The organism is Streptomyces sp. NPDC047081 (assembly GCF_040643775.1).
GTDB lineage: Bacteria > Actinomycetota > Actinomycetes > Streptomycetales > Streptomycetaceae > Streptomyces.
The window spans coordinates 388,572-411,418 of sequence record NZ_JBEYUY010000001.1 but is presented as its reverse complement, the minus strand read 5'-3'; the positions used below and the strand labels follow the sequence as shown (position 1 = coordinate 411,418).

Genomic DNA, 22,847 nt, shown 5'->3' with positions numbered 1-22,847 from the left:
GGACGACACCATGACGGACACCCAGGAAGCCACCACCGCGGAAGAGGCCGACTCCAAGGCTCCTTCCCGGCGTTCGCTGATCGGCTGGGGCGGGGCCGGGCTCGTGCTCGGCGCCGCCGCGGCCGGCGGTGCGGTCGCGATGAGCCGCGTCGGCGACGATGTGGATCCGACCGCCGCCGAGACCGGGGCCGCGGTCGCCTTCCACGGCGCCAACCAGGCCGGCATCGCCACGCCGGTGCAGGACAGGCTGCACTTCGCCGCGTTCGACGTGCAGACCGACGACCGCGCCGAGTTCGTGCAGATGCTGAAGGACTGGACGGCCGCCGCGCGCCGGATGACGGCCGGGAAGGCCGTCGGGGAGGGTGCGTACGGCGGGCTGGCCGAGGCGCCGCCGGACGACACCGGTGAGGCGCTGGGCCTCAAACCCTCGCGGCTGACGCTGACGATCGGCTTCGGGCCGTCGTTGTTCGAGAAGTTCGGGCTGAAGGACCAGCGGCCCGAGGCGCTCGTCGACCTCCCGCAGTTCTCCGGCGACGCGCTGGAGAAGACCCGCACCGGCGGCGACCTGTGCATCCAGGCCTGCGCGGACGACCCGCAGGTCGCGGTGCACGCGATCCGCAATCTGGCCCGCATCGGCTTCGGCAAGGTCGTCATCCGCTGGTCGCAGCTCGGCTTCGGCAAGACCTCGTCGACCACCCCGGACGCGCAGACCCCGCGCAACCTGATGGGCTTCAAGGACGGCACCCGCAACATCGCGGGCACCGAGACGGACCGGCTGAAGAAGTTCGTGTGGGTCGGCGACGGCGACGGGCCGGAGTGGATGACCGGTGGGTCGTATCTCGTGGCCCGGCGCATCCGGATGCACATCGAGACCTGGGACCGGACCTCGCTGCAGGAGCAGGAGGACATCTTCGGCCGGGACAAGGGCGAGGGCGCGCCGGTCGGCAAGGCCAAGGAGCACGACGAGCCGTTCCTGAAGGCGATGAAGCCGGACGCGCACGTGCGGCTCGCGCACCCCGACTCCAACAACGGGATCACGATCCTGCGCCGCGGCTACTCCTTCACCGACGGCACCGACGGCCTCGGCCGGCTGGAGGCGGGCCTGTTCTTCCTCGCCTACCAGCGGGATGTGCGCAAGGGGTTCATCCCGCTGCAGCGCAGCCTGTCGGCGAAGGACGCGCTCAACGAGTACATCCAGCACGTGGGTTCGGCCGTGTTCGCCGTGCCGCCGGGCGTCCGTGACAAGGACGACTGGTGGGGCAGCACGCTGTTCTCCAAGGAGGCGTGAGACGTGTTCTCCAACTATCTGATCGGTCTGCGCGAGGGCCTGGAAGCCAGCCTGGTCGTCTGCATCCTGATCGCCTACCTGGTCAAGACGGACCGCAGGGACGCCATCCGGCCCATCTGGATCGGCATCGCGATCGCCGTCCTGATCGCGATGGGCTTCGGCTGCGTTCTCGAATTCGGCTCCCAGGAGCTGACGTTCCAGGCGCAGGAGGCGCTCGGCGGTTCGCTGTCGGTCGTCGCGGTCGGCCTGGTGACGTGGATGGTCTTCTGGATGCGGCGCACCGCCCGGCATTTGAAGGCCGAGCTGCACGGCAAGCTGGACGCTGCCCTCGCGATGGGCACGGGCGCCCTGGTCGCCACCGCCTTCCTCGCCGTCGGCCGAGAAGGCCTGGAGACCGCCCTGTTCGTGTGGGCGTCGGTGCACGCGGCCAGCGACGGCACCCCGCGCCCGCTGGTCGGCGTCGCTCTCGGCCTCGCCACCGCGGTCTTCCTGGGCTGGCTGTTCTACCGCGGCGCCCTGAAGATCAACCTGGCGAAGTTCTTCACCTGGACCGGCGCCATGCTGGTCGTGGTCGCGGCGGGCGTGCTGGCGTACGGCTTCCACGACCTCCAGGAGGCCGACTGGATCCCCGGCCTGACGAACCTGGCCTTCGACATCAGCGACACCATTCCGCCGGACAGCTGGTACGGCACCCTCCTGAAGGGCGTGTTCAACTTCCAGCCGGACCCGACGGTGCTTCAGGTCACGGTGTGGCTGCTGTACCTGATCCCGACGCTCGCGCTCTTCTTCGCCCCGGTAGGGTTCGCCTCCGGGAAGGGGAAGGTGAAGGCACCTGATGAGCAGGGATCGCGGCCCTCGAAGGCTCCGCAGGCTTGACCGAAGGGTACTGATAGCGGCCTCGGTGACCGCATTGTCGTTGACGGCGAGCGGTTGCGTGGTGGTGCACGGCGAGCGCGAGGTGCTCCCCGCCTCCACGCGCGCCGAGGCCGCGAAGGCGCTCCGGCAGTTCACGACCGCGTACAACAAGGCCGACAAGGCGTACGACAGTTCGCTGGACGCCGCCCATGTCACCGGCGCCCTCGGCGACATCGACGCGGCCCGGCTGAAGGCCGGTCACGCCAACAGCCCGAGCGGCAACGCCTCGTACACACCGCTGAAGCTGACCGACGCGACGTTCACGATCCCGAAGAAGGCGGGCTGGCCCCGCTGGTTCGTGGCGGAGGCGAAGGGCAACAAGGGCGGCACCAACGCGCGTTGGCTGCTGGTGTTCACCCGCAGCCGGCTCGCGGAGCCCTGGCAGGTGGCGTATCTGACGCTGATCCCGGCCGGTTCGCTGCCGAAGGTACGGAAGGACAAGGACGGCTGGGCCGAGGCCGTACCGGCGAACTCCACCGAACTCGCCGTCCCGCCCGCGGACTTGAGCAAGGACTACACGACGTACCTGAAGACCGGCGAGGGGAAGCTGTTCGCCTCCGGCGCGCACACCGACCAGTGGCGGGCGACGCGCGCGAAGGAGGCCAGGAAGCCGGGTCTGGTCACGCAGTACATCGACGCGCCGATCAGCGGCGGCGACTACGCGCCGCTGGCGCTGCGCACGGAGGACGGCGGGGCGCTGGTGTTCTTCGCCAGCCGCCGCTACGCGAAGCAGACGGCCGCGTCCGGCGCCTCGATCCCCACGCAGAACGCCTTCGTGCAGGCGCTGACCAAGGGCGAGGTCAAGCAGACGTTCACGATGGAGTTCATGTCGAACGAGGTCGCCGTGGTCCCGAAGCAGGGCCAGGTGTCGGTGCTCGCCCGCCTGGAGGGGCTGACCTCGGCGACGGGCTCCTAGGAGACGCTCAGTGGCGCAGGGGCCAGGCCGCGCTCACGTGGTCGGGCTCCTCGCCGGCGTAACGGGCGCAGGCGTCGGTGAGCGTCTCCAGCAGGCTCAGCGGGTCCGGCAGCGGGTGTTCGAGCCCGCGCACCCAGTGCACGCCCTGGTCTCCCGGCAGCCGGGCGGGTGGCACGAGCACATACGACCCCCGGCAGTGCCAGCGCAGTCCGGGGTGCTCGTCCATGGTCTCGGGGTGGCAGTCCAGCTCGCAGGGCCACCACTCGTCCTCGTCCTCGGGCGTACCGCGGGTGAGGGTGAAGAACAGCAGCCGCCCGTCGTCGCTCTCGGCGACGGGCCCGACCTCGACCCCGGCCCCGAGCAGCCGCTCCAGGGCTTCCCTCCCCGCCTCCAGCGGCAGGTCCAGCACGTCGTGCACCATGCCGGTCGCGGTGATGAAGTTGGCCTGCGGCTGGTGGCGGGCCCAGCGCTCGATCTGGGCGCGGTCGGTGGTGGACTGCGTCTGCCAGGCGAAGGACACCGGGTGCCGGGCCGGGGTGGGACAGCCCACCCGGTCGCAGGAGCAGCGGTAGCCCGGAGCGGGGTGGGCGGCGGGCGCGAGCGGCAGCCCGGCACCCGCGGCGGCCAGCAGCAGAGCCTCACGACCGCCGTCGTCGGCGGCCTCCTTGGGCCGGCGTCCGCGCAGCCACTGGGAGAGTTTGCCCTGCAGGCCGGTCCGGCCGCCCAAATCCGCGCTCATCTACCCCTCGCCTCGCTGTCGTGCGGAACAGCATGCCCTATGGTCCCACCTTCCTCGGCCCCGGGGGGCCGGAGCCCGCTACATGCACCGCGGAGTGGTGGGTGTCACCTCGGGGCAAGCCCGCCGAGCGCGTAGTCGACGAGGGTGTCCGTGTACTCGTACGAGATCGGCCCGGTGTGCTGGAGCCAGCGCTGGGCGAGCGGGGAGACGAACAGTTCGAGGGCGATACGGGGGTCGACCTCGGGGCGGACCTGGCCGGCCTCCTGGGCGGAGCGCAGGCGGTCGACGTACAGCTGGAGCGAGGGTTCGAGGAGCTTGGCCACGGACTCCCGGCCGAGCTGCTCGTTGACGAGCCCCTCGGCGGCCAGGGCCCGGGACGGCACCTCGAACCTGGGGTCCTTCAGCTGGTCGACGGTCATCCGCAGCACGGCCTTGAGATCGGCGGCGAGGTCCCCGGTGTCCGGGATGGCGTACGGCACCTGGCCGGCGTCCCGCGCCGCCCGCTCGCTGAGGTCGAGGAACGCCTCCAGCAGTACGTCCGCCTTCGACGCCCACCACCGGTAGATCGTCTGCTTGCCCACGCCGGCCCGGGCGGCGATCCCCTCGACGGTCGTCTTCGGGTACCCGACCTCTCCGACGAGCGCGAGGGCGGCGTCGTAGATGGCTCGTCGGGACTTCTCGCTGCGCCGGCCGGCATCGGGGGCAGGCTTCTTGACCATGGTCCGACGGTACCGTTCCGCGGTCCTACGACTCCTGCGGGTACGGCGGCCAGGGGTCGCCCCAGTCCGCGTCGCGGGCGGCCTTGTACAGGTCGCCGTGGCGTTTGGTGACGGTGGTGCGGCGGAGCTGCTCGTCGGCCTCGCACAGGTCGAGGAGGACCTGCCCCTTGCGGATCTGCGGGCGCCGGACGACTCGGGCGGGGGCCGGGGTGACGGGCAGGCGGGTGGCGGCGACGTAACTGAACTTCTCGTCCTCGTAGGGGAGCGAGCCGCCCTTGACCTGGCGGTGCAGCGAGGAGCGGCTGACCCGCACGGAGAAGTGGCACCAGTCCTCGCCGGGCACGATCGGGCAGGCGGCGCTGTGCGGGCAGGGCGCGGCGACGCGGAAGCCGGCGCTGACGAGCCGGTCGCGTGCCTCGATGACGCGGGCGTACCCCGCGGGCGTGCCGGCCTCCACGATCACCACGCTCTGCGCGGCGGCCGCGGCGGCGTCGACGAGGGCGGCGCGGTCGGGTTCGGTGAGCTCGTTGAGGACGTAGGAGACGGTGACGAGATCAGTGCTCTCGATGGTGAGCGCCGCTCCGATCCGAGAGCGCTGCCAACGGGCGCCGTCCAGCGCGGGGTTGGCGGCGGCGAGTTCCCTGCCGAGGGCGAGGGCGGGTTCGGCCCAGTCCAGCACGGTGACGCCGCGCTCGCCGGACCAGGTGTCGGTGACGGCCCAGGTGGCGGCGCCGGTACCGCCGCCGACGTCGGTGTGACTGCCGGGGGTCCACCCGGGAACGGCGTCGGCGAAGGCGTCCAGCGCCGACCGGACGGCCTCGAAGGTGGCCGGCATCCGATAGGCGGCGTAGGCGAGGACGTCGGCCCGGTCCCGCAGGATGGGCGCGTCGGTGGGGGTGGCCCCGCGATAGCTGGCGATGAGCCGCTCGACGGCGGAGGCGGCCTGCTTGGGCGGAAGACCGTCGAGAAGCCCGGCGAGGGTGGAGCGGAGGGTCTCGGCCGGGGGTACGGGGGCGTTCACCGTGGGATTCTCTCAGGTTCTGGTGAGAGGTCCGATACCTCTCACTGCTCTTGCCAGGTGCGTTGCCGCTGTCGCTCTCGGCCCGCTGTCCGCCCGCCGCCGCACCGGATGCACCGTGTTCGCCAGCAGGACAAGGAACGTGTCCGTCCCCGGGTCCAGTACCACCGACGTCCCCGTGAACCCGGTATGCCCCGCCGCCCCCTTCCCCGCCAGCTCCCCCATGAACCAGGCCTGGTCCACCGCGAACCCCAGCCCCGGCGGCGTCAGCAGCAGTTCCACGAAGTCCGGTCCGAGGATCCGCGCGGGCCCGTACGAACCCCCCGCCAGCAGCGTCCGGCAGAACACGGCCAGATCCCGCCCCGTCGAGAACAGCCCCGCGTGCCCGGCGACTCCCCCGAGCGCCCACGCGTTCTCGTCGTGGACGACTCCCCGCACCATCCCCCGGTCCGCCTTCGCCCAGGGCCGCCGCTGATCCTCCGTCGCCGCCGCCCCCGGACACGGCCCGAAGTCCGTGGACGTCATCCCGAGCGGCCGGGTGATCCCGTCATTGATCAGCACGTCCAGCGTCCGCCCGGTGATCCGCTCAAGCACGAACTGGAGCAGCAGCATGTTCAGGTCCGAGTACGTGTACGTCCCCGGCACCCCCACTGGCACCTCCGCCCGCAGCCGCGCCATCCGCTCCGCGTCGTCGGCACAGTCGTACAGCGGAAGCTCCGGCCGCAGCCCCGACGTGTGCGTGAGCAGCTGCCGCACGGTCACCCCGTGCCGCGCCGCTCCCCGGAAGTCCGGCAGATACGCCCCCACCAGCGCGTCGATCCCGAGCGTGCCCCGCTCGATCTGCTGCACCGCGGCGACCGAGGTGAACAGCTTGGTCAGCGAGGCCAGGTCGAAGGGCGTGCCGACACTCATCGGCACCCGGGACTCCTCCGGCAGCTCCACCCCCGCGTCGGCCTCCTCGTCGTACGCGGAGTACCGCACGGCCCACCCCGCCGCCTCCTCGACGGCGACCACGGGCCCGCGGCCGGCGACCACGACGGTGCCCGCGGCCCACGGCCGCGCCCCGGTGGTGAGGTCGTGGACCTCCTGGACGAGACGGCGGAGCTCACCGGGATCGAGCCCGGCCCGTTCCGCGGTGTCGCTGCGCAGTTTCGGTGCGCTCAGCTCTCTGCTCCCTCCGCACTCGCACGCACGTTCCAAGGACGGCACATTCCCATGAAGCAGCCCAGTGCCACCAGTGCTGCCGCCAGTTGGACGACGGCCATCGGGACGGCGGAGTGCTCGCCGGCGATCCCGACCAGCGGGGAGGCGACGGCGCCGATGAGGAAGGAGGACGTGCCGAGCAGCGCGGACGCGGAGCCGGCGGAGTGCCTGGTGCGCATGAGGGCGAGGGCCTGGGCGTTGGGGAGGGTGATGCCCATGGCCGACATCAGCACGAAGAGCGCGGCGGCGACGGGCACGAGACCGGTCTCGCCGAAGACGCCGGTGGCCATCAGGAGCAGGGCGGTGGCGGCGGCGATGACGATCGCGAGGCCGATCCCCATCACCTTCTCCAGGCTGACCCTTCCGACCAGCAGCTTGCCGTTGAGCTGGCCGACGGCGATCAGCCCGACCGAGTTCAGGCCGAACAGCAGGCTGAAGGTCTGCGGGGAGGCGCCGTAGATCTCCTGGATCACGAAGGGCGAGGCCGATATGTAGGCGAACAGCGCGGCGAAGGCGAAGCCGCCCGCGAGCATGAACCCGGTGAAGGGCAGGTCGGCCAGCAGCCGCCGCATCGAGTGCAGCGCCTCGCCCACTCCCCCGCTGTGCCGCTCGGCGACCGGCAGCGTCTCGGGCAGCTTCGCCCACACCAACCCGCCCAGCAGCAGCCCGACGACGGTCAGCACGGCGAACACGCCCCGCCAGTCCGTCACCCGCAGGATCTGCCCGCCGATGAGCGGCGCGACGATCGGGGCGACCCCGGAGATCAGCATCAGGGTGGAGAAGAAGCGGGCCATCGCCACCCCGTCGTACAGATCGCGTACGACGGCCCGGGCGATCACGATCCCGGCCGCGCCCGCGAGGCCCTGCACCAGCCGGAAGGCGACCAGGACCTCGACGTTCGGCGCGAACGCGCACAGGGCGGTGGCGACGACGTACACCGCGAGGCCGGCGAGCAGCGGGCGGCGGCGTCCCCAGCGGTCGCTCATCGGGCCGACCACCAGCTGGCCGAGCGCCATGCCGAGCAGGCAGGCGGTGAGGGTGAGCTGGACGGTGGCGGCGGGGGCGTGCAGGGAGCGGGTGACCTCCGGGAGGGAGGGGAGGTACATGTCCATCGCCAGCGGTGGCGTGGCGGTGAGGCCGCCGAGGATCAGTGTGACGAGCAGGCCGGTACGGCGGCCGGCACGGACGACGGCCGGTTCCGCTTCCGCTCCGGCCGTCTGCACTGTGTGCGGTGTCGATGCCCCTTGCTCGGGCATGCGCCCCTCCCTTTCCGATCGATACGACACCTATGCTCTCAGCTCGTACACAGTGCCGAGAGTCACATGAGCGATGGTGGTGGGTGGGCGGGATGGCCGACGAGAGCGTGCGGTGGGGAATCCTGGCGACGGGCGGGATCGCGGCCGCGTTCACCGCGGACCTGGTGGACCTTCCCGACGCCGAGGTGGTCGCGGTGGCCTCGCGGACCGAGGCCTCGGCGAAGGCCTTCGCGGAACGGTTCGGGATCGAGCGCGCCTACGGCGACTGGGGCGCGCTGGCCGAGGACGCGGACATCGATGTCGTGTACGTCGCCACCCCGCACTCGGCGCACCGGGCGGCCGCGGGCCTGTGCCTGGAGGCCGGGCGGAACGTGCTGTGCGAGAAGGCGTTCACGCTGAACGCGCGCGAGGCCGAGGAGCTCGTCGCGCTGGCGCGGGAACGCGGGAGCTTCCTGATGGAGGCGATGTGGATGTACTGCAACCCGCTGGTCCGGCGCCTGAAGGACCTCGTCGACGGCGGGGCGATCGGCGAAGTGCGCAGTGTGCAGGCCGACTTCGGGCTGGCCGGCCCCTTCCCGCCCTCCCACCGGCTGCGGGACCCGGAGCAGGGCGGCGGCTCGCTGCTGGACCTCGGCGTGTACCCGGTGTCCTTCGCGCATCTGCTGCTCGGTGAGCCCGCGGCGATCTCCGCGAGAGCAGTGCTCTCGGAGGAGGGCGTCGATCTCCAGACGGGAGCACTGCTCTCCTGGGAGAGCGGCGCTCTCGCTTCGGTGCACTGCTCCATCGTCGGCGGTACGGCGACCTCGGCGTCCGTCACCGGCTCCGAGGGCCGCATCGACATCCCGTACGGCTTCTTCTTCCCGGACCGCTTCGTGCTGCACCGGGACGGCCGCGACCCCGAGGAGTTCACCGCCGACCCGGCGGACGGGCCCCGCAACAGCCTGCGTCACGAGGCCCGCGAGGTCATGCGCGCCCTGCGGGCCGGCGAGACCGAGTCCCCGCTGGTCCCGCTCGACGGCACCCTCGCCGTGATGCGCACGATGGACACGATCCGGGAGCAGATCGGGGTGCGCTACCCGGGCGAGGACGCCGCTCCGCTGGAGCGGATCACGCCGGCCTGAGACCGGGCGCGCCCGCCTCCGTGACGAAGGAGGCGGCCGTGGAGACCGGTGCGCCGGGCCGGGTGACGTACGGCACGGTCCGGAAGTCGGCCCGCGCCTGGGCGCGGTCCAGCGAGACCTTCACGTAGCCGCGGCGGCCGTCGTACAGCTTCATGTGCGGGTTGGCGGCCGTGTACGTGGCCCAGTTCGAGGGCTTCTGGGTGCCGTCCTGGCCGCTGGCGATCGACGTGGCGACGATCTCGGTGCCGAGGGTGCGCGAGGCGGGGTCGTCGAAGTCGTCCTTGATGTCGAAGGCGTACGCGACGTGCACATCGCCGCTGAGCACCATGAGGTTGGCGATCCCGGCCGCCTTGGCGCCGTCCAGGATCCGGCGGCGCGAGGCGGGGTAGCCGTCCCAGGCGTCCATGGAGACCTGGGCGACGGGATTGAGGTCCATCTTCCGCCGGGAGAAGCAGACCTGCTGGGCCATGACGTTCCACAGCGCCGTCGAGGTGCGCCAGCCGTCGAGCAGCCAGGCCTCCTGGGCGGCGCCGGTGATGGTGCGCGCCGGGTCCTCGGACTCGGGGCCGGGAATGTGCTTGCCGTCGCCGTAGGCCTGGTCGGAGCGGTACTGGCGGGTGTCGAGGACGTCGAACCGGGCGAGCGTGCCCCACTGCAGGCGCCGGTAGAGCCGCATGTCGGCGCCGGTGGGCAGCTGGGCGGCGCGCAGGGGCTGGTTCTCCCAGTAGGCGCGGTAGGCGGCGGCTCGGCGCAGCAGGAACTGCTCGGGCGGGTCGTCGTTCTCGGAGACGGCGCCGGCGTAGTTGTTCTCGGTCTCGTGGTCGTCGAAGGCGACGACGAAGGGGTGCATGGCGTGCGCGGCCCGCAGGTCGGCGTCGGTCTTGTAGAGGGCGTAGCGCAGGCGGTAGTCCTCCAGGGTCGTCGTCTCGTGGCCGTAGAGCGCCGGGAGGGTGCGGTCGGTGTACTTGCGGGCGCCGCCCGCGGGGTCGACCGCGTACTCGTACATGTAGTCCCCGAGGTGGAGGACGAGGTCGACGTCCTCGGCGGCGAGGTGGCGGTGGGCGGTGAAGTAGCCGTCCTGGTAGGCCTGGCAGGAGACGGCGGCGAAGGAGAGCGCGCCGGCGGCCGAGTCGGCGGCGGGGGCGGTGCGGGTGCGGCCGGTCTCGCTGAGCCAGGTGCCGGTGCGGAAGCGGTAGTAGTAGACGCGGCCGGGGTCCAGGCCCTCGGCCTCGACGTGCACGGTGTGGTGGAACTCGGGGTGCGCGGTGGCGGTGCCCTTGGCGGCGAGCACGGCGAAGGTCTCGTCCCCGGAGAGCTCCCAGTCGACGTCGACGCGTTCGGCGGGCAGTCCGCCGTCGGGCTGGTAGGGGGCGGGCGCGAGCCGGGTCCACAGCACCACCGAGGTGGGCTGCGGATCGCCGGAGGCGACGCCGAGTGTGAAGGGGTCGCTGTCGATGCGGGCCGCGTCGAGTTCGGCGGCGGCCGCGACGCCGGTGGCCGGCAGGTCGACGGCGAAGGCGAGCGCGGCGGCCGCGGCCGTCAGGCTCATGAAGCGGCGGCGGCCGATCCGGCGCGCGGCGGCGCGGAGCTGCGGGGCGTGCCCCTGCGGCCTGGCTGAGCTGATGATCATCCTGTCCTCCCGTCACATTTCAGGGAGGAGGGGGCCGCCGGGCCGGGGACGACACGCGTCTCGGGGCGCGCAACACCCGGATGGTGGACGGGGTGTTCCGCATCGCGGAGCCTCACCTACGCTGCGGGCCCATGAACACCAAGAACGCGAAGATCGCCGTGGTGACCGGAGCCGGCTCCGGCATCGGACGTGCCGTCGCCGTGGAGCTGCTGGACGCGGGCTGGTCGGTGGCGCTGGCCGGCCGGCGTCCCGAGACGCTCGCGGAGACGGCGGCACTGGGTCCCGACGGCGCCTGTCTCGCCGTACGGACGGATGTCTCGAAACCGGAGGACGTCACCGCGCTGTTCGCCGCGACCGTGGAGCGGTTCGGGCGGGTGGACCTGCTGTTCAACAACGCGGGGACGTTCGGGCCCGGCGGGGTGCCCGTCGAGGAGCTGCCGTACGAGGCCTGGCGGCATGTGGTGGACACCAACCTCAACGGGGCGTTCCTGTGCGCGCAGGCCGCTTTCCGGCAGATGAAGGCTCAGGACCCGCGGGGCGGACGGATCATCAACAACGGTTCCATTTCGGCGCATACACCCCGGCCGCTCTCCGTCGCCTACACGGCGACCAAGCACGCGCTGACCGGCCTCACCAAGTCGCTGTCGCTGGACGGGCGGCCGTACGGCATCGCGGTCGGGCAGATCGACATCGGCAACGCGGCCACCGACATGACCGCGCGGATGGAGACCGGGGCCCTGCAGGCCAACGGCGAGATCGCGCCGGAACCGGTGATGGACGTCGCCGATGTCGCGCGCACCGTGCGGCACATGGCCGAGCTGCCGCTGGAGGCGAACGTGCAGTTCGCGACGGTGATGGCCACCGCGATGCCCTACATCGGGCGCGGCTGACTCAACTTGCACAAGCGGAATTTGAGCATCCGGACCATTGCGGCCGGTCGCGGGCCTATGCTCAAATCTCCTCCACAAGAGCTTCACACTTGGGGGAAAGAAGTTCCGCCGGCCAAAACCGAGGGGGGAGGCGGCAGCCGTTCCACCGCATCGGGTGGGGGTGGATCTCGCGTGGGACCGCGAGGTACGCACCGGTGCGTGGAACGGCTGCCGCGACGGGGATTCCGGCCGGGTCCGGCTCCCGCGTCGCGCGGGTCAATCCGCCTTGCGGGGCTGGTTCTTGCGCCGTCTGCGCAACGCCCACGCCCCGCCCGCCACCAGCGCGACCGTGCCGCCCGCGCCCTCCAGCAGCCGCCAGGGCGAGGGGTCCCCGGACGCGGAACCCGGCGCTCCGGCCGCCGCCCGCGGTGCCTTCCCGGTCGGAGTCGGGGTCGCCTTCGCCCCGCCCTCGCTCAGCGGCTCGACCAGCGTGCCGACCGCCTCGGCCGAACTCCCCTTCCCGAAGCCCCAGTCGAGCAGCGCGGCGGTCTCCTCGTACACGGCGTTGTAGCCGCTCTTGGGGTGCATGACGGTGACCAGCAGGGTGCGGCCGCCGCGGGTGGCCGCACCGGTGAAGGTGTTGCCGGCGTTGCTGGTGTAACCGTTCTTGACGCCGATGAGTCCGTCGTACGTCTTCACGCCCCACGCGCCCGTGAGCAGGCGGTCGGTGTTCTGGATCTGGAAGGTCTTCCTGCCGCCGGCCGGGAAGTCCGCGGTCCTGGTGTGGCAGTACTCGCGGAAGTCGGCGCTTTTCAGCCCGTGCCGGGCGAAGAGGGTGAGGTCGTAGGCGGAGGAGAGCTGGCCCTTGTGGTCGAAGCCGTCGGGGCTGACGACATGGGTGTCGAGGGCCTGCAGGTCCTCGGCCCTGGCCTGCATCTCGGCGACGGTCCTCGCGATCCCGCCGTTCATGTGGGACAGCACGTGCACGGCGTCGTTGCCGGAGCGCAGGAAGACCCCCTGCCACAGCTGCTCGACGGTGTACGTGATCCCGGGCTTGATGCCGACCAGGCTGGAGCCGGAGGGTACGTCGGCGATCTCGGCGTCGACGACCTTGTGCCGCTCGGTCCGCTCGAACTTCTTCAGCACCGTGTCGGCGAACAGCATCTTCAGCGTGGAGGCGGGCGCAAGCCGCTTGTGCGCGTTGTAGGAGGCGAGTACCTCTCCACTGTCGCTGTCGGCCACGAGCCAGGCGGCGGCGGTGAGCTTCTTGGGCAGCCCCGTGCCCTGAATTCCGGCACGCGCGAGACGTGCGCCGCCGATGACGGTGGTCGCGTGTGCGGGGGTCGCCGCGGCAAGCGGAATCGCGGCGGCGGCAAGGCCGAATGCGGCACGCCGGGAGAGCGGAGAGGAACCGTGCATCCCGGGACCGTACTGCATCTCTCTGAGCGCCACTCAACAGGGGTTTCCTGGCAGTAGCCCCTCCACAGGTTAGGAATTGCCTGTCTTACGAAAATTTGAAGCCATACCCCGCTTTCTCAGCTCTGACACATCCTTTACTCAGTGCGACTCAAAGGTTTCTCCATAGTTTGTGGCCGCGCCCACAGCGGGCGCCAAGAACCTTCGAGGAACGGGATGTTTGGCATCTATCTCAAGCGCGAACTGGGCCGCAGAAAGAAAGCGGCTCTGGTCATCGCACTGGGTCTGGCGCTCGGTATCGCGCTGGTCATCACCGTCAACTCGGTGTCGGCCGGCATGACTCAGGCTCAGGACAAGGTCCTCAAGTCGCTCTACGGTCTCGGCACGGACATGACCGTGACCAAGGCACAGTCGGCGCCCACGTCCGGCAGTTCGGGCGGCCCCAACTTCAAGTTCGACGCCAAGTCGAGCAGCAGCAGCACGCAGAGCTCGGACCGGGTGAACACGCAGGGCGGTCAGGCCCTGTCGGCGTCGCTCGTCACGAAGGTCGCCGCCCAGAAGGGTGTGTCCGCCGCGGTCGGCGCGATCAGCCTGAACGTGACCAAGGTCGACGGCTCCTTCACCCAGGGCAAGGCGCAGTCCTCGACGTCCGGCTCCTCCCAGCAGGGCGGCCCCGGCGGCGGCACCAGCAGCACCGCTCAGCCGCGGGTCCAGGGCGGCGGCGCCAACTTCAACGTCAACTCCTACTCGGTGGCGGGCATCGACGTCACCAACCAGGATCTCGGCCCGCTGGCCACGTCGAAGATCACCTCCGGCAAGACCTTCACGTCCGCGCAGACCACCGCGAAGGTCGCCGTGGTCAGCAAGTCGTACGCCAAGGAGAAGAAGTACAAGGTCGGCTCGACCTTCAAGATCTCCGGCACCAAGTTCACCGTCATCGGCATCGCGACGCCGGACAGCAGCGAGTCCACCACCGACGTGTTCGTGCCGCTGAAGGTGGCGCAGACGCTGGGCGACTCGAAGAACAAGGTCACCACGATCTACGTCAAGGCGACCGACTCCAAGCAGATCTCCACCGTCAAGGCGACCATCCAGAAGAACATCTCCGGTACGACGGTCACGACCTCCGCCGACCTGGCGTCCACCGTCTCCGGTTCCCTGTCCACCGCCTCCAACCTGGCGACCAGCGTCGGCAAGTGGCTGTCCATCGCGGTGCTGGCCGCGGCCTTCCTGGTGGCGGCGCTGCTGACCTCCTCGGCGGTGTCCCGCCGGGTGCGTGAGTTCGGCACCCTGAAGGCGCTCGGCTGGCCGAGCCGCAAGGTGACCCGGCAGGTCGTCGGCGAGTCCATGGTCAACGGCCTGATCGGCGGCGCCCTCGGTATCGCCCTGGGCCTGGCGGCCGCCTACGCGGTCACCGCGATCAGCCCGAAGCTCACGGCGGAGCTCGGCAACACCGGCGGCGGTGGCGGCATGGGCGGCGGCCCCGGCGGTGGCGGCCCCGGGCAGCAGTCGGCCTCCAGCACCATGGAGATCGCCCTCTCCGCCCCGGTCTCCCTCACCACCATCGCCCTCGCGGTGGGCCTGGCGGTCACCGGCGGCCTGATCGCCGGCGCGATGGGCGGCTGGCGCGCCTCCCGCATGCGCCCGGCCGACGCCCTGCGCAGCGTCTCGTAACCCACCCCCTGTGCCGGGGCGCCGCCTCCGATTCCCCCCGGGACGGCGGCGCCCCACCCCTCTTCCTCTTCAGTTCTTCTTCAGCCACGGAGATCCCATGTACAGACTCACCGGCGTCACCAAGCGGTACACGCGGGGCAAGGAGACGGTCGAGGCGCTGCGCGGCATCGACCTCACCATCGAGGACGGCGACCAGCTCGTCATCCAGGGCCCCACGGGTGGCGGCAAGTCCACCCTGCTGCAGATGATCGGCGGCCTGGACCGCCCGACCGAGGGCAGCGTCGAGCTGGACGGCGTGGACCTCGCGCGCATCAGCGAGACCAAGCTGACCCGGGTGCGTGCCGAGAACATCGGCATCATCTTCCAGTCCTTCAACCTCATCCCGACGCTCACGGCGCAGGAGAACGTCGAGACCGCGCTGGTCCCGATGGGCGTGAAGCCCGCCGAGCGGCGGGAGCGGGCCGCGGAGGCACTGCGGTCCGTCGGCCTCGGCGAGCGGCTCGGGCATGCGCCCGCCGAGCTCTCCGGCGGGCAGCAGCAGCGTGTGGCGATCGCCCGTGCGCTGGTCAAGAAGCCGAAGGTACTGCTCGCCGATGAGCCCACGGGCAACCTCGACGAGGGCACTCGCGACGACATCATGGCCCTGCTGGAGGGGCTGTGGCGGGAGCACGGGCTGACGTTCATCATGGTCACCCATGACTCGTCCATCGCGCGTCGGGCTCCGCGGCTGGCGACGATCAAGGCGGGGCAGCTGACGGTGACCGAGCAGCAGCCTTCTTACGCTGATCAGCAGCAGTACGCGCAGTACGGCAATCAGAGCTACTAGTCGTTCGTCTGCGGGCGTGTGGGGGCTGGTCGCGCCCGCGCGGCGGAGCCGCAAATCGACACAGCCCCGCGCCCCTTGGGTGGGGCCGGTCACCGTTGGAGAAATTGGTCGATCTCGGCCAGTTGTCCCGCGGTGAGCGGCCCCTTTTCCATCGCGCCGGCGTTCTGCTCGGCCTGCTCGACCGAGCGGAACCCGGGAATCGGCACAGTCCGCGCGCTGCGGGCCCACAGCCAGGCCAGGGCGCCCTGGGCCGGCGTGCGGCCGTCGGAGGTGAGGATGTCGCGGAGGGCGTCGACCCTCGCGATCCAGTCCGCGTCGGCCCCGGCGTCCTGCTTGAAGCCCGGCAGCCAGGCGGGCGGGGTGTTGCGGATGTCGCCGGCCTCCAGGGCCCGCCCCGCCGCCTGCTTGCCGGTGAGCAGGCCCATCGCGAGCGGGCTGCGGTTGATGCTGGCGAGGCCCGACTCCTCGCACAGCGCGAACATTTCGGGGGCGTCCTGCAGCACGTTCGCCGCGTGCTGCACGGCCGCGCAGTGCTCACCCCGCGCGAACACGGCGGCCCTGGCGGGGTCGTCGGTGCTCCAGGCGTACGCGCGGATCAGCCCCTCACCCACCAACTCCTCGCAGACGTCCCGGAGTTCGGCCGCTCGCTCCGGTTCGGCGTCGGAGATGTGCAGCTGGTAGAGGTCGATGTGATCGGTGCCCAGGCGCTTCAGCGACGCGGCCAGCGCGCGGCGGACGTACTGCGGGGAGTCGTCGTGGCCGGTGAGGGTGCGGGTCTCCTCGTCGAAGACGTTGCCCCACTTGGTGGCGATCACGACATCGGCGCGGCGCTTGCCGAGCGCGCGGCCGAGGACGCGTTCGCTGTGTCCGGTGCCGTAGGTGTCGGCCGTGTCGAAGAAGGTCACGCCGAGGTCGACGGCGCGCTGCACCGCCCGTACGGACTCGTCGTCGTCGACCTTGCCCCAGCCGAGGGGCTGTCCGTCGGTGTTCTGCCACTCGCCGCCGATGGCCCAGCAGCCGAAGCCGAGAGCGCTGACCTCGATACCGCTGCGGCCCAGGGTCCTGTTCGTCTCCATGCCGTAGACGCTAGGAGCTGGAGCGCACGCGAAGGCAAGACCTTTACCGCTGTACGACGGTCAGGCCTGCCCGGTCTCGAAGCGGGAGATCCTGCCGTCGTCCGCGACCGTGAAGGCCCAGCGGGTGCGCATCTCGCCCCAGGTGTCGTTGCGGTAGTTCGCGACGAGGGCGCGGCCGCCCTGGGACTCGTTGGCCACGTCCAGGTGGCCGTTGGAGGAGAAGATCTCCCGGTCGATCCACTCGGCGAGGTCCCGGTCGGAGCCGTCGTCCGCCATGGTCGCGTCGTCCGTGAGCAGCGACATGAACGCGTCGCGGTCATGGGCGTTGACGGCGGTGACGAAGGCGCGCACGGCCGGGTCGCTGAGTTTGGCTGGCTGAATCGTCATGCCAGCAGACTCACACCGCTCTCCCGGCCCCGCCACCCGAACGGCGGCGCGAACCCGTCCCGGGGGTGTCGGCGGTGCGACGGTGGATACGCGGAGGGGACTGTTCCTGTCTGCTGCTGTCTTCTCTTACGGGAGTCATCGTGAGTGCTTACAACCGACATGACCTGGGTCTGCTGCTGCTCCGGCTGGGTACCGGCGGTGTGCTGGCCGCGCACGGCGCGCAGAAGCTGCTCGGCTGGTTCGGCGGGCACGGGATCGAGGGGACCGGCCAGTTCATGGAGTCCGTCGGGTACGCGCCAGGAAAGGCGAGCGCCACGGCGGCGGGCCTCGCGGAGATGGGCGGCGGCACGCTGCTGGCGCTGGGCCTGGCCACCCCCGCGGCGGGCGCCGCCGCGTCCGGCGCCATGGCGGGCGCGTCCGCGGTGCACGCGCCCAACGGCTTCTTCAACCAGGAGGGCGGCTTCGAGTACGCGGCCACCCTGGGCCTGGCCGCCGCCGGCCTCGCGGTCACGGGCCCCGGCCGGCTCTCCCTCGACCACGCGCTCGGCCATGTCCTCGACCGTGGCTGGATGGTCCCGGCGGCACTCGGGGCGACGGCGGCGGTGACGGCGATGGTGGTCGGGGCGCGGAACAGGCGGCTGGACAAGCCGGAACTGGACGACGCGGCGGACCAGTTCGATTCGCAGGAGGCGTTGTTCGGGGAGTGAGCTCATTTGGCAAGCTGGGCCCATGACTGATCAGCCCACTGCTCCCGACCTCTGGTCCGCCATCGACGCCCTGTGGGCCTGGGTGGACGGCAACCGTCCGCTCAACGGCAAGGAGAGCCTCCTCTTGCGCATGCTCAAGCTGTCCGAGGAGGTCGGCGAGGTCGCCGAGGCGGTGATCGGCGCGACCGGCCAGAACCCCCGCAAGGGCGTGAGCCACACGTGGGACGACGTGCAGAGCGAGCTGTGCGACGTGGTGATCACAGCCCTGATCGCCCTGCGCACGCTGACGCCAGAGACCCGCGACGTGTTCACCCGGCACCTCCGTAAGGTCACCGAACGCTCCCTCGGCCCGTCAACCGGCGTGGTTCCCGGGTGACGTGAGGGCTCCCCGGCCGCCCGGAGCTGCTGAATACTGACGGCATGGTGACGACGTCGTACTGGCAGGGCGAGCCCGACGAGGAACTCCAGGACGAGACCGTCGGCTCCCTGTTGCGCCGGGCCGCCGCCCTGGCGCCCGAGACGGTCGCACTGGTCGAGGGCGTGCCGGACCCCGCCGGGCGCCGCCGGTGGACGTACGCCGAACTGCTCGACGAGGCCGAGCGCGCGGCCCGCGCCCTGCTGGGGCGGTTCACGCCCGGCGAGCGCGTCGCGGTGTGGGCGAACAACATCCCCGAGTGGGTGATCCTCGAACTCGCCGCCCCCCTCGCGGACATCACGCTCGTCACGGTCAACCCGGCTTTGCGCGCGGCCGAGTTGCGCCACGTGCTCGGTCACTCCCGCGCGGCCGGTGTCTTCCTGCGCCGGGAGTACCGCGGCAACCCGATGGCCCGCACCCTGGAGGAGATCCGCGCGGACCTGCCCGAGTTGCGGACGAGCGTGCTGTTCGAGGACTGGGCGGAGTTCTGCGCGGAGGGAACGGCCGCGGACCGTGCGCTGCCCGAGGTCGGCCCCTCGGCGCCGGCCCAGATCCAGTACACCTCGGGCACGACCGGCGTACCCAAGGGCGTGGTCCTGCACCATCGCGGGATCACCAACAACGCGCGGCTGGCGTACGTCCGTACGTTCGGGCTGCGCCAGGGCGAGGCCCAGCTCAACCCCATGCCGCTGTTCCACACGGCGGGCTGCGTCCTGGCCACGCTCGCGTCGATCACCGGCCTCGGCACCCACGTCCTGCCCCCGCACTTCGAACCGGGCCTGATGCTGGAGCTCACCGAGTCCGAGCGCTGCGTGGTGATGGGCGGCGTACCGACGATGCTCATCGCGATGCTCGAACACCCGGCACTGCCCACGACGGACGTCTCCTCGCTCCGCTACATGCTCTCCGGCGGCGCGACCGTCCCGCCCGAGCTGGTACGCCGGGTCGAGGCGGCCTTCGGGGTGCCGATGGCCGTCATCTACGCCCAGACCGAGGCCTCCCCCGGCATCACCATCACCCGCCTCGACGACACCGCGGACGACCGCGCGCACACGGTCGGCAGGCCGCTGCCGCGGACCGAGGTGAAGATCGTGGACGCGGCGGGCGCGACCGTGCCGCCCGGGGTGACGGGCGAGCTGTGCACCCGCGGCTACCACGTGATGACCGGCTACCTGGACGCCCCGGACGACACCGCGGCCGCCGTGGACCCCGACGGCTGGCTGCACACGGGCGACCTCGCGTCGATGGACGAACGCGGGTACTGCCGTATCGAGGGCCGCCTGAAGGACATGATCATCCGGGGTGGCGAGAACATCTACCCGCGCGAGATCGAGCAGCTCCTGGCCACGCATCCCGGGGTCGCCGAGGCGGTCGTGGTCGGCGTGCCGGATCCGGTCTGGGGCGAGCGGGTGGCGGCCTTCGTGCGCCGCGCGCCGGGCACGGCGGTGGCCGGGAAGGAGCTCTTCGACCACGTACGGGCCCACCTCGCCCCGCACAAGACGCCCCGCACCTGGGTGTTCGTCGAGGCCTTCCCGCTGACCGGCTCGGGCAAGATCCGCAAGAACGTCCTGCGTGAGGAGTACGTGGAGGGCCGGCTGCCCGGCCCGGCGGCTGACGTCTGACCGAGCCCCCTGTCCCACCCATCTGTGGGTCCTGCCCGGGGAGAGCTCCGTCCATCAATATTGGGCAACCCATTGACCGTCGTCGAAAAACTGCCCTACATTCGCAGCGTTTCTCGGCGCCGCCATCCCCGCAATCACGCCTGATCTCCGCAATCCCGCTCGATCCCCGCAATCCAGCTCAAAGGGGTGCCCTCACGTGTCAACCGAAACCCGCACCGAACCCGATTCCACCGCCGGGCAGGCGCCCGCCGGCCTGCCCGTCGGCACGCTGGTCGCCGGCTGCTTCGCGGTCTGTCTGGCCCAGATCGCCCTGGCCATGCCGGCCACGCTCAACGGCCTCTTCCAGGAGGACCTGCACCCCGTCGGCTCCCAGCTGACCTGGATCTCGGACGCGTTCCTGCTGCCCGTCTCGGTACTGGAACTGACCTTCGGCGTCCTCGGCGACCTCTTCGGCCGCAAGCGGCTGCTGGTCGGCGGCGGCGCGCTGCTCGTGCTCGGCGAGGCGCTGGCCGCCGCCAGCACCGGCATCCACATGCTCTGGTTCGGCCAGGCCATCGCCGGCCTCGGCGCGGCGGCGCTCTTCCCGACCTCGCTCGCGATGATCGCCGCGGGCACCCACTCGGCCCGCGACCGCGCCCGTACGATCACCATCTGGGCGGCGGCCCTGTCCAGCGGCGGTTTCGTCGCGCCGGTCCTGGGCGGCATCACCGGCAACTACGGCTCCTGGCGCTGGGCGTTCATCGTCGTGACGGGCCTGGCCGCGATCAGCACTCTCCTCAGCCAGCTCTTCGCCCAGAACTCCAGCGCCCCGGAAGGCCGTTCACTCGACCTGGCCGGTCAGATCACCATCGGCATCGGCATGTTCGCCCTGCTGTACGCGGTGATCCAGGGCCCGGCGGACGGCTGGACGGCGACACCGGTGGTGATCGCGTACGTGGTGGCGGCGGTCTTCATAGCGCTGTTCCTGGTCGCCGAACACCGGGCCGCTTCCCCGCTGTTGAGGCTGGACCTGTTCAAGAACCGGGCGTTCGCGGTGGCGTCGTTCGTGGCGGTGGTGGGCATGTTCAGCTACCTCGGCACGGCGTATGCGACGAGCATCCGCCTGGGCCCGATCCAGCATCAGAGCCCGCTGCGCGGCTCGTTCGCCTTCGTCCTCCTGAACTCCTGGACGCTGCTGCTGATGCCGCTGATCTCCAGGCTGCTGGAGAAGGTCAGCGCGAGGTGGGTCCTGGGTACGGGCCTCGGACTGATGGCGGTGGGCGACTTCATCGCGGCGACCCTCCCGGTCGACGACCGGGCCCTGACCTCCCTGATCCTCCCGATCGGCCTGGTGGGCATCGGCTTCGCCCTCACGGTCTCGTCGATCACGGCGACGGCGGTGAACACGGTGGAGGTCCACTACGCGGGCATGGCCAGCGCCTCCACGAGCCTCCTCCGCGACTTCGGCTTCACGCTGGGCCCGGCGGTGATCGGCGCGATCGCGCTGAGCCACGCGGCGGACGAGTTCACGCAGAAGCTGGCGGCTTCCGACCTCTCGACGCAGGTCAAGACGGCGGCGGGCCAGGTGGCGGCGGAGGGCGGCCCACTGGCGGCGAACTCGGTCCCACCGACCTCCCCTCCGGGAGGCGCCCTCCCCATCGCCCTCGAAGCTCTCGGCAACGGCTATGCGATCGGTTACGTGGTCTGCGGCATCGCGGCCCTGGCGTGCTGCCTGCTGAGCGTGATCGCGTTGCGGGGGAAGGGGGGCGGGGACGCGACGGAGGGACTCGACAAGGCAGAAGGAGCAGCGGAGGTGCCGGCGTGACGAACTGTCACAAGTGATCCACACCTGTCACAGCTGATCCACAGGAGAAACCCCGGGTCGGTCAGCCCTGTCTCCATGGGCGGGCGCCGGCGAGGACCGGCCCCGCACCATCCGGACTCGGGGGACTCTCCATGCAGTACGTGAACGGCATCCGCAAGGCCGCGCTGGCGATCGCCGCGCTCTCGGCCGCCCTGACGGTGACGGCATGCCAGTCGGGCAACTCACCGACGGCGGCGGACTCACCGTCGAAGGCCGCGAGCAGCAGCGGGACGCCGTCGTCCGCGCCTTCGTCGCCGTCGGGCAAGCCGGGTTCGGAGGCGCCGTCCACTGCGGGCACGCCGACGGCGACGGCGTCCCCCATCTCCGGCTCCGGCACGGGCTCGGGCTCGGGCTCCGGGGGCGGGACGTCGAAGACCTGCGCGGCGGAGGCCCTGACGGTCACGGCCCACCAGGCGACGGACCGCCCGGACGGCACCGGAACCGGGGCGGCGATCATCGAGTTCACGAACAAGTCGGCCAAGCCGTGCACGCTCCAGGGCCACCCCACGCTCGTGGCCGGCGCCGGGAACGGCTCCCCCGACCACAACGCACCCCTGAAGGTGACCCCCACCGGCACGGCCACCCCGGTCACCCTGGCCCCCGGCGGCACGGCCCGCCTCAAGCTGACCTTCGTCCAGGTCCAGGGCGAGGCGGACGGCTACTGCGAGTCGGGCGCGACACCGTCGTCGTACCCCACGCTGGTGGTGGGCCTGCCGGGTGCAGGTGCGCATCAAGTCGCCCTGGACGACGGGGTGTTCGCGGAATGCGACAACACGGTGACGGCTACGGCGATTACGGCGACGGAGCTGACGTGAGGCCGGCGAGCCGACGGTGGGTGCGGACCATCATGAGCCGCGCCATGAAGGGATGCACCCACCGCACGACACCCCAATAGGCCCGGGAACGCCACCCGTTGGCCTTCACGGAACTACAAAGAATCACGCGCTCGCCTTCGACGAGGATCGAGGCCCAGGCATCGAGCCCCGAGGCGCTCACCTTCATGAGCACCTCACCGTCTCGCCGCCCGACCACGGGAAAGGCATCACGCAGAATGCCGGTCCAGGCGGCGGGATCACGCGGCATCCCGGGCAGCAACTCCATGGCGTAAGCGTCCCGGTAATCGGGCCGCTCCAGCGCCTCCCCGATCAACCGCGCGCGCTCGGGAAAGGGGGCCGCCAAGGCCTTGTCCTTGACCATCACACACCTC

Annotated in this window: 22 protein-coding genes; 12 read left to right on the top strand and 10 right to left on the bottom strand. The window is 71.2% G+C overall.

Annotated elements, in window-relative coordinates:
* The first annotated feature begins 10 nt into the window (after positions 1-10).
* The 3 genes from efeB to ABZ848_RS01945 are packed head-to-tail and all read left to right on the top strand — an operon-like array spanning position 11 to position 3,119.
* The gene (gene efeB / locus ABZ848_RS01955; protein ID WP_360823663.1) at positions 11-1,288 is read left to right on the top strand and encodes an iron uptake transporter deferrochelatase/peroxidase subunit; all 1,278 of its coding nucleotides are present in this window, start codon (positions 11-13) and stop codon (positions 1,286-1,288) included.
* 3 nt (positions 1,289-1,291) lie between these two features.
* The gene (gene efeU, locus ABZ848_RS01950; protein WP_360823660.1) at positions 1,292-2,164 is read left to right on the top strand and encodes an iron uptake transporter permease EfeU; all 873 of its coding nucleotides are present in this window, start codon (positions 1,292-1,294) and stop codon (positions 2,162-2,164) included.
* Positions 2,124-3,119: a hypothetical protein gene (locus ABZ848_RS01945; RefSeq protein ID WP_360823657.1), complete on the top strand. Its 996-nt coding sequence runs from the start codon at positions 2,124-2,126 to the stop codon at positions 3,117-3,119. The genes efeU and ABZ848_RS01945 overlap by 41 nt, the downstream gene beginning before the upstream one ends.
* A 7-nt stretch (positions 3,120-3,126) precedes the next feature.
* Here the strand turns inward: ABZ848_RS01945 and ABZ848_RS01940 are convergent, their stop codons facing one another.
* From ABZ848_RS01940 to ABZ848_RS01920, 5 genes are all read right to left on the bottom strand, one after another.
* Complete coding sequence (locus ABZ848_RS01940; RefSeq protein WP_360823654.1) at positions 3,127-3,858, bottom strand: bifunctional DNA primase/polymerase; 732 nt, start codon at positions 3,856-3,858, stop codon at positions 3,127-3,129.
* 104 nt (positions 3,859-3,962) lie between these two features.
* Positions 3,963-4,577: a TetR/AcrR family transcriptional regulator gene (locus ABZ848_RS01935; RefSeq protein WP_360823651.1), complete on the bottom strand. Its 615-nt coding sequence runs from the start codon at positions 4,575-4,577 to the stop codon at positions 3,963-3,965.
* A gap of 25 nt (positions 4,578-4,602) precedes the next feature.
* Complete coding sequence (locus tag ABZ848_RS01930; RefSeq protein WP_360823648.1) at positions 4,603-5,598, bottom strand: small ribosomal subunit Rsm22 family protein; 996 nt, start codon at positions 5,596-5,598, stop codon at positions 4,603-4,605.
* 12 nt (positions 5,599-5,610) lie between these two features.
* Positions 5,611-6,804, bottom strand: a complete 1,194-nt coding sequence (locus ABZ848_RS01925; protein ID WP_360823645.1) for a serine hydrolase domain-containing protein — start codon at positions 6,802-6,804, stop codon at positions 5,611-5,613.
* On the bottom strand, positions 6,756-8,054 hold the full coding sequence (locus ABZ848_RS01920) for a multidrug effflux MFS transporter (RefSeq protein WP_360823642.1): 1,299 nt from the start codon (positions 8,052-8,054) through the stop codon (positions 6,756-6,758). The genes ABZ848_RS01925 and ABZ848_RS01920 overlap by 49 nt, the downstream gene beginning before the upstream one ends.
* Positions 8,055-8,146: 92 nt before the next feature.
* Here ABZ848_RS01920 and ABZ848_RS01915 point away from each other — a divergent pair, with 92 nt between their 5' ends.
* Complete coding sequence (locus tag ABZ848_RS01915; protein WP_360823639.1) at positions 8,147-9,175, top strand: Gfo/Idh/MocA family oxidoreductase; 1,029 nt, start codon at positions 8,147-8,149, stop codon at positions 9,173-9,175.
* Here the strand turns inward: ABZ848_RS01915 and ABZ848_RS01910 are convergent.
* Complete coding sequence (locus ABZ848_RS01910) at positions 9,162-10,805, bottom strand: alkaline phosphatase D family protein (RefSeq protein WP_360823636.1); 1,644 nt, start codon at positions 10,803-10,805, stop codon at positions 9,162-9,164. The two genes, ABZ848_RS01915 and ABZ848_RS01910, sit on opposite strands and share 14 nt — an antisense overlap.
* A gap of 131 nt (positions 10,806-10,936) precedes the next feature.
* Here ABZ848_RS01910 and ABZ848_RS01905 point away from each other — a divergent pair, with 131 nt between their 5' ends.
* Positions 10,937-11,695, top strand: coding sequence for an SDR family oxidoreductase (locus ABZ848_RS01905; protein ID WP_360823633.1), 759 nt, complete (start codon positions 10,937-10,939; stop codon positions 11,693-11,695).
* A gap of 255 nt (positions 11,696-11,950) precedes the next feature.
* On the opposite strand, the gene ABZ848_RS01900 is transcribed toward ABZ848_RS01905, so the two are convergent.
* The gene (locus ABZ848_RS01900) at positions 11,951-13,093 is read right to left on the bottom strand and encodes a serine hydrolase (protein WP_360823630.1); all 1,143 of its coding nucleotides are present in this window, start codon (positions 13,091-13,093) and stop codon (positions 11,951-11,953) included.
* Positions 13,094-13,306: 213 nt separating this feature from the next.
* Here ABZ848_RS01900 and ABZ848_RS01895 point away from each other — a divergent pair, with 213 nt between their 5' ends.
* Positions 13,307-14,764 (top strand): ABC transporter permease, encoded by a 1,458-nt coding sequence (locus ABZ848_RS01895; protein ID WP_360823627.1) that lies wholly within the window; start codon positions 13,307-13,309, stop codon positions 14,762-14,764.
* Between the two features lie 97 nt (positions 14,765-14,861).
* A complete protein-coding gene (locus ABZ848_RS01890) occupies positions 14,862-15,590 on the top strand; it encodes an ABC transporter ATP-binding protein (RefSeq protein WP_360823624.1) in 729 nt (242 codons plus the stop codon).
* A gap of 89 nt (positions 15,591-15,679) precedes the next feature.
* On the opposite strand, the gene ABZ848_RS01885 is transcribed toward ABZ848_RS01890, so the two are convergent.
* A complete protein-coding gene (locus ABZ848_RS01885; protein WP_360823621.1) occupies positions 15,680-16,666 on the bottom strand; it encodes an aldo/keto reductase in 987 nt (328 codons plus the stop codon).
* Positions 16,667-16,726: 60 nt separating this feature from the next.
* Positions 16,727-17,053 (bottom strand): nuclear transport factor 2 family protein, encoded by a 327-nt coding sequence (locus ABZ848_RS01880; RefSeq protein WP_360823618.1) that lies wholly within the window; start codon positions 17,051-17,053, stop codon positions 16,727-16,729.
* Between the two features lie 140 nt (positions 17,054-17,193).
* Here ABZ848_RS01880 and ABZ848_RS01875 point away from each other — a divergent pair, with 140 nt between their 5' ends.
* The 5 genes from ABZ848_RS01875 to ABZ848_RS01855 all read left to right on the top strand — a co-directional run bounded on the left by ABZ848_RS01875 (position 17,194) and on the right by ABZ848_RS01855 (position 22,455).
* Positions 17,194-17,760: a DoxX family membrane protein gene (locus tag ABZ848_RS01875; protein WP_360823614.1), complete on the top strand. Its 567-nt coding sequence runs from the start codon at positions 17,194-17,196 to the stop codon at positions 17,758-17,760.
* A gap of 22 nt (positions 17,761-17,782) precedes the next feature.
* Entirely contained in the window at positions 17,783-18,136 is a 354-nt protein-coding gene (locus tag ABZ848_RS01870) for a MazG-like family protein (RefSeq protein WP_360823611.1), read from the top strand.
* A gap of 44 nt (positions 18,137-18,180) precedes the next feature.
* Positions 18,181-19,797, top strand: a complete 1,617-nt coding sequence (locus ABZ848_RS01865; RefSeq protein WP_360823608.1) for an AMP-binding protein — start codon at positions 18,181-18,183, stop codon at positions 19,795-19,797.
* Between the two features lie 196 nt (positions 19,798-19,993).
* Positions 19,994-21,601, top strand: coding sequence for an MFS transporter (locus tag ABZ848_RS01860; RefSeq protein ID WP_360823605.1), 1,608 nt, complete (start codon positions 19,994-19,996; stop codon positions 21,599-21,601).
* A gap of 131 nt (positions 21,602-21,732) precedes the next feature.
* Positions 21,733-22,455, top strand: a complete 723-nt coding sequence (locus ABZ848_RS01855) for a DUF4232 domain-containing protein (RefSeq protein WP_360823602.1) — start codon at positions 21,733-21,735, stop codon at positions 22,453-22,455.
* Here the strand turns inward: ABZ848_RS01855 and ABZ848_RS01850 are convergent.
* Positions 22,433-22,837, bottom strand: coding sequence for a hypothetical protein (locus ABZ848_RS01850; protein ID WP_360823599.1), 405 nt, complete (start codon positions 22,835-22,837; stop codon positions 22,433-22,435). The two genes, ABZ848_RS01855 and ABZ848_RS01850, sit on opposite strands and share 23 nt — an antisense overlap.
* Positions 22,838-22,847 lie beyond the last annotated feature (10 nt).

Excerpts from the sequence above, each read along its gene's own strand:
- efeB (WP_360823663.1), top strand. The coding sequence starts at position 11 with ATGACGGACACCCAGGAAGCCACCACCGCGGAAGAGGCCGACTCCAAG.
- ABZ848_RS01945 (WP_360823657.1), top strand. The coding sequence starts at position 2,124 with ATGAGCAGGGATCGCGGCCCTCGAAGGCTCCGCAGGCTTGACCGAAGG.
- ABZ848_RS01940 (WP_360823654.1), bottom strand. The coding sequence starts at position 3,858 with ATGAGCGCGGATTTGGGCGGCCGGACCGGCCTGCAGGGCAAACTCTCC.
- ABZ848_RS01935 (WP_360823651.1), bottom strand. The coding sequence starts at position 4,577 with ATGGTCAAGAAGCCTGCCCCCGATGCCGGCCGGCGCAGCGAGAAGTCC.
- ABZ848_RS01920 (WP_360823642.1), bottom strand. The coding sequence starts at position 8,054 with ATGCCCGAGCAAGGGGCATCGACACCGCACACAGTGCAGACGGCCGGA.
- ABZ848_RS01915 (WP_360823639.1), top strand. The coding sequence starts at position 8,147 with ATGGCCGACGAGAGCGTGCGGTGGGGAATCCTGGCGACGGGCGGGATC.
- ABZ848_RS01910 (WP_360823636.1), bottom strand. The coding sequence starts at position 10,805 with ATGATCATCAGCTCAGCCAGGCCGCAGGGGCACGCCCCGCAGCTCCGC.
- ABZ848_RS01905 (WP_360823633.1), top strand. The coding sequence starts at position 10,937 with ATGAACACCAAGAACGCGAAGATCGCCGTGGTGACCGGAGCCGGCTCC.
- ABZ848_RS01900 (WP_360823630.1), bottom strand. The coding sequence starts at position 13,093 with ATGCACGGTTCCTCTCCGCTCTCCCGGCGTGCCGCATTCGGCCTTGCC.
- ABZ848_RS01895 (WP_360823627.1), top strand. The coding sequence starts at position 13,307 with ATGTTTGGCATCTATCTCAAGCGCGAACTGGGCCGCAGAAAGAAAGCG.
- ABZ848_RS01890 (WP_360823624.1), top strand. The coding sequence starts at position 14,862 with ATGTACAGACTCACCGGCGTCACCAAGCGGTACACGCGGGGCAAGGAG.
- ABZ848_RS01885 (WP_360823621.1), bottom strand. The coding sequence starts at position 16,666 with ATGGAGACGAACAGGACCCTGGGCCGCAGCGGTATCGAGGTCAGCGCT.
- ABZ848_RS01880 (WP_360823618.1), bottom strand. The coding sequence starts at position 17,053 with ATGACGATTCAGCCAGCCAAACTCAGCGACCCGGCCGTGCGCGCCTTC.
- ABZ848_RS01870 (WP_360823611.1), top strand. The coding sequence starts at position 17,783 with ATGACTGATCAGCCCACTGCTCCCGACCTCTGGTCCGCCATCGACGCC.
- ABZ848_RS01865 (WP_360823608.1), top strand. The coding sequence starts at position 18,181 with ATGGTGACGACGTCGTACTGGCAGGGCGAGCCCGACGAGGAACTCCAG.
- ABZ848_RS01855 (WP_360823602.1), top strand. The coding sequence starts at position 21,733 with ATGCAGTACGTGAACGGCATCCGCAAGGCCGCGCTGGCGATCGCCGCG.
- ABZ848_RS01850 (WP_360823599.1), bottom strand. The coding sequence starts at position 22,837 with ATGGTCAAGGACAAGGCCTTGGCGGCCCCCTTTCCCGAGCGCGCGCGG.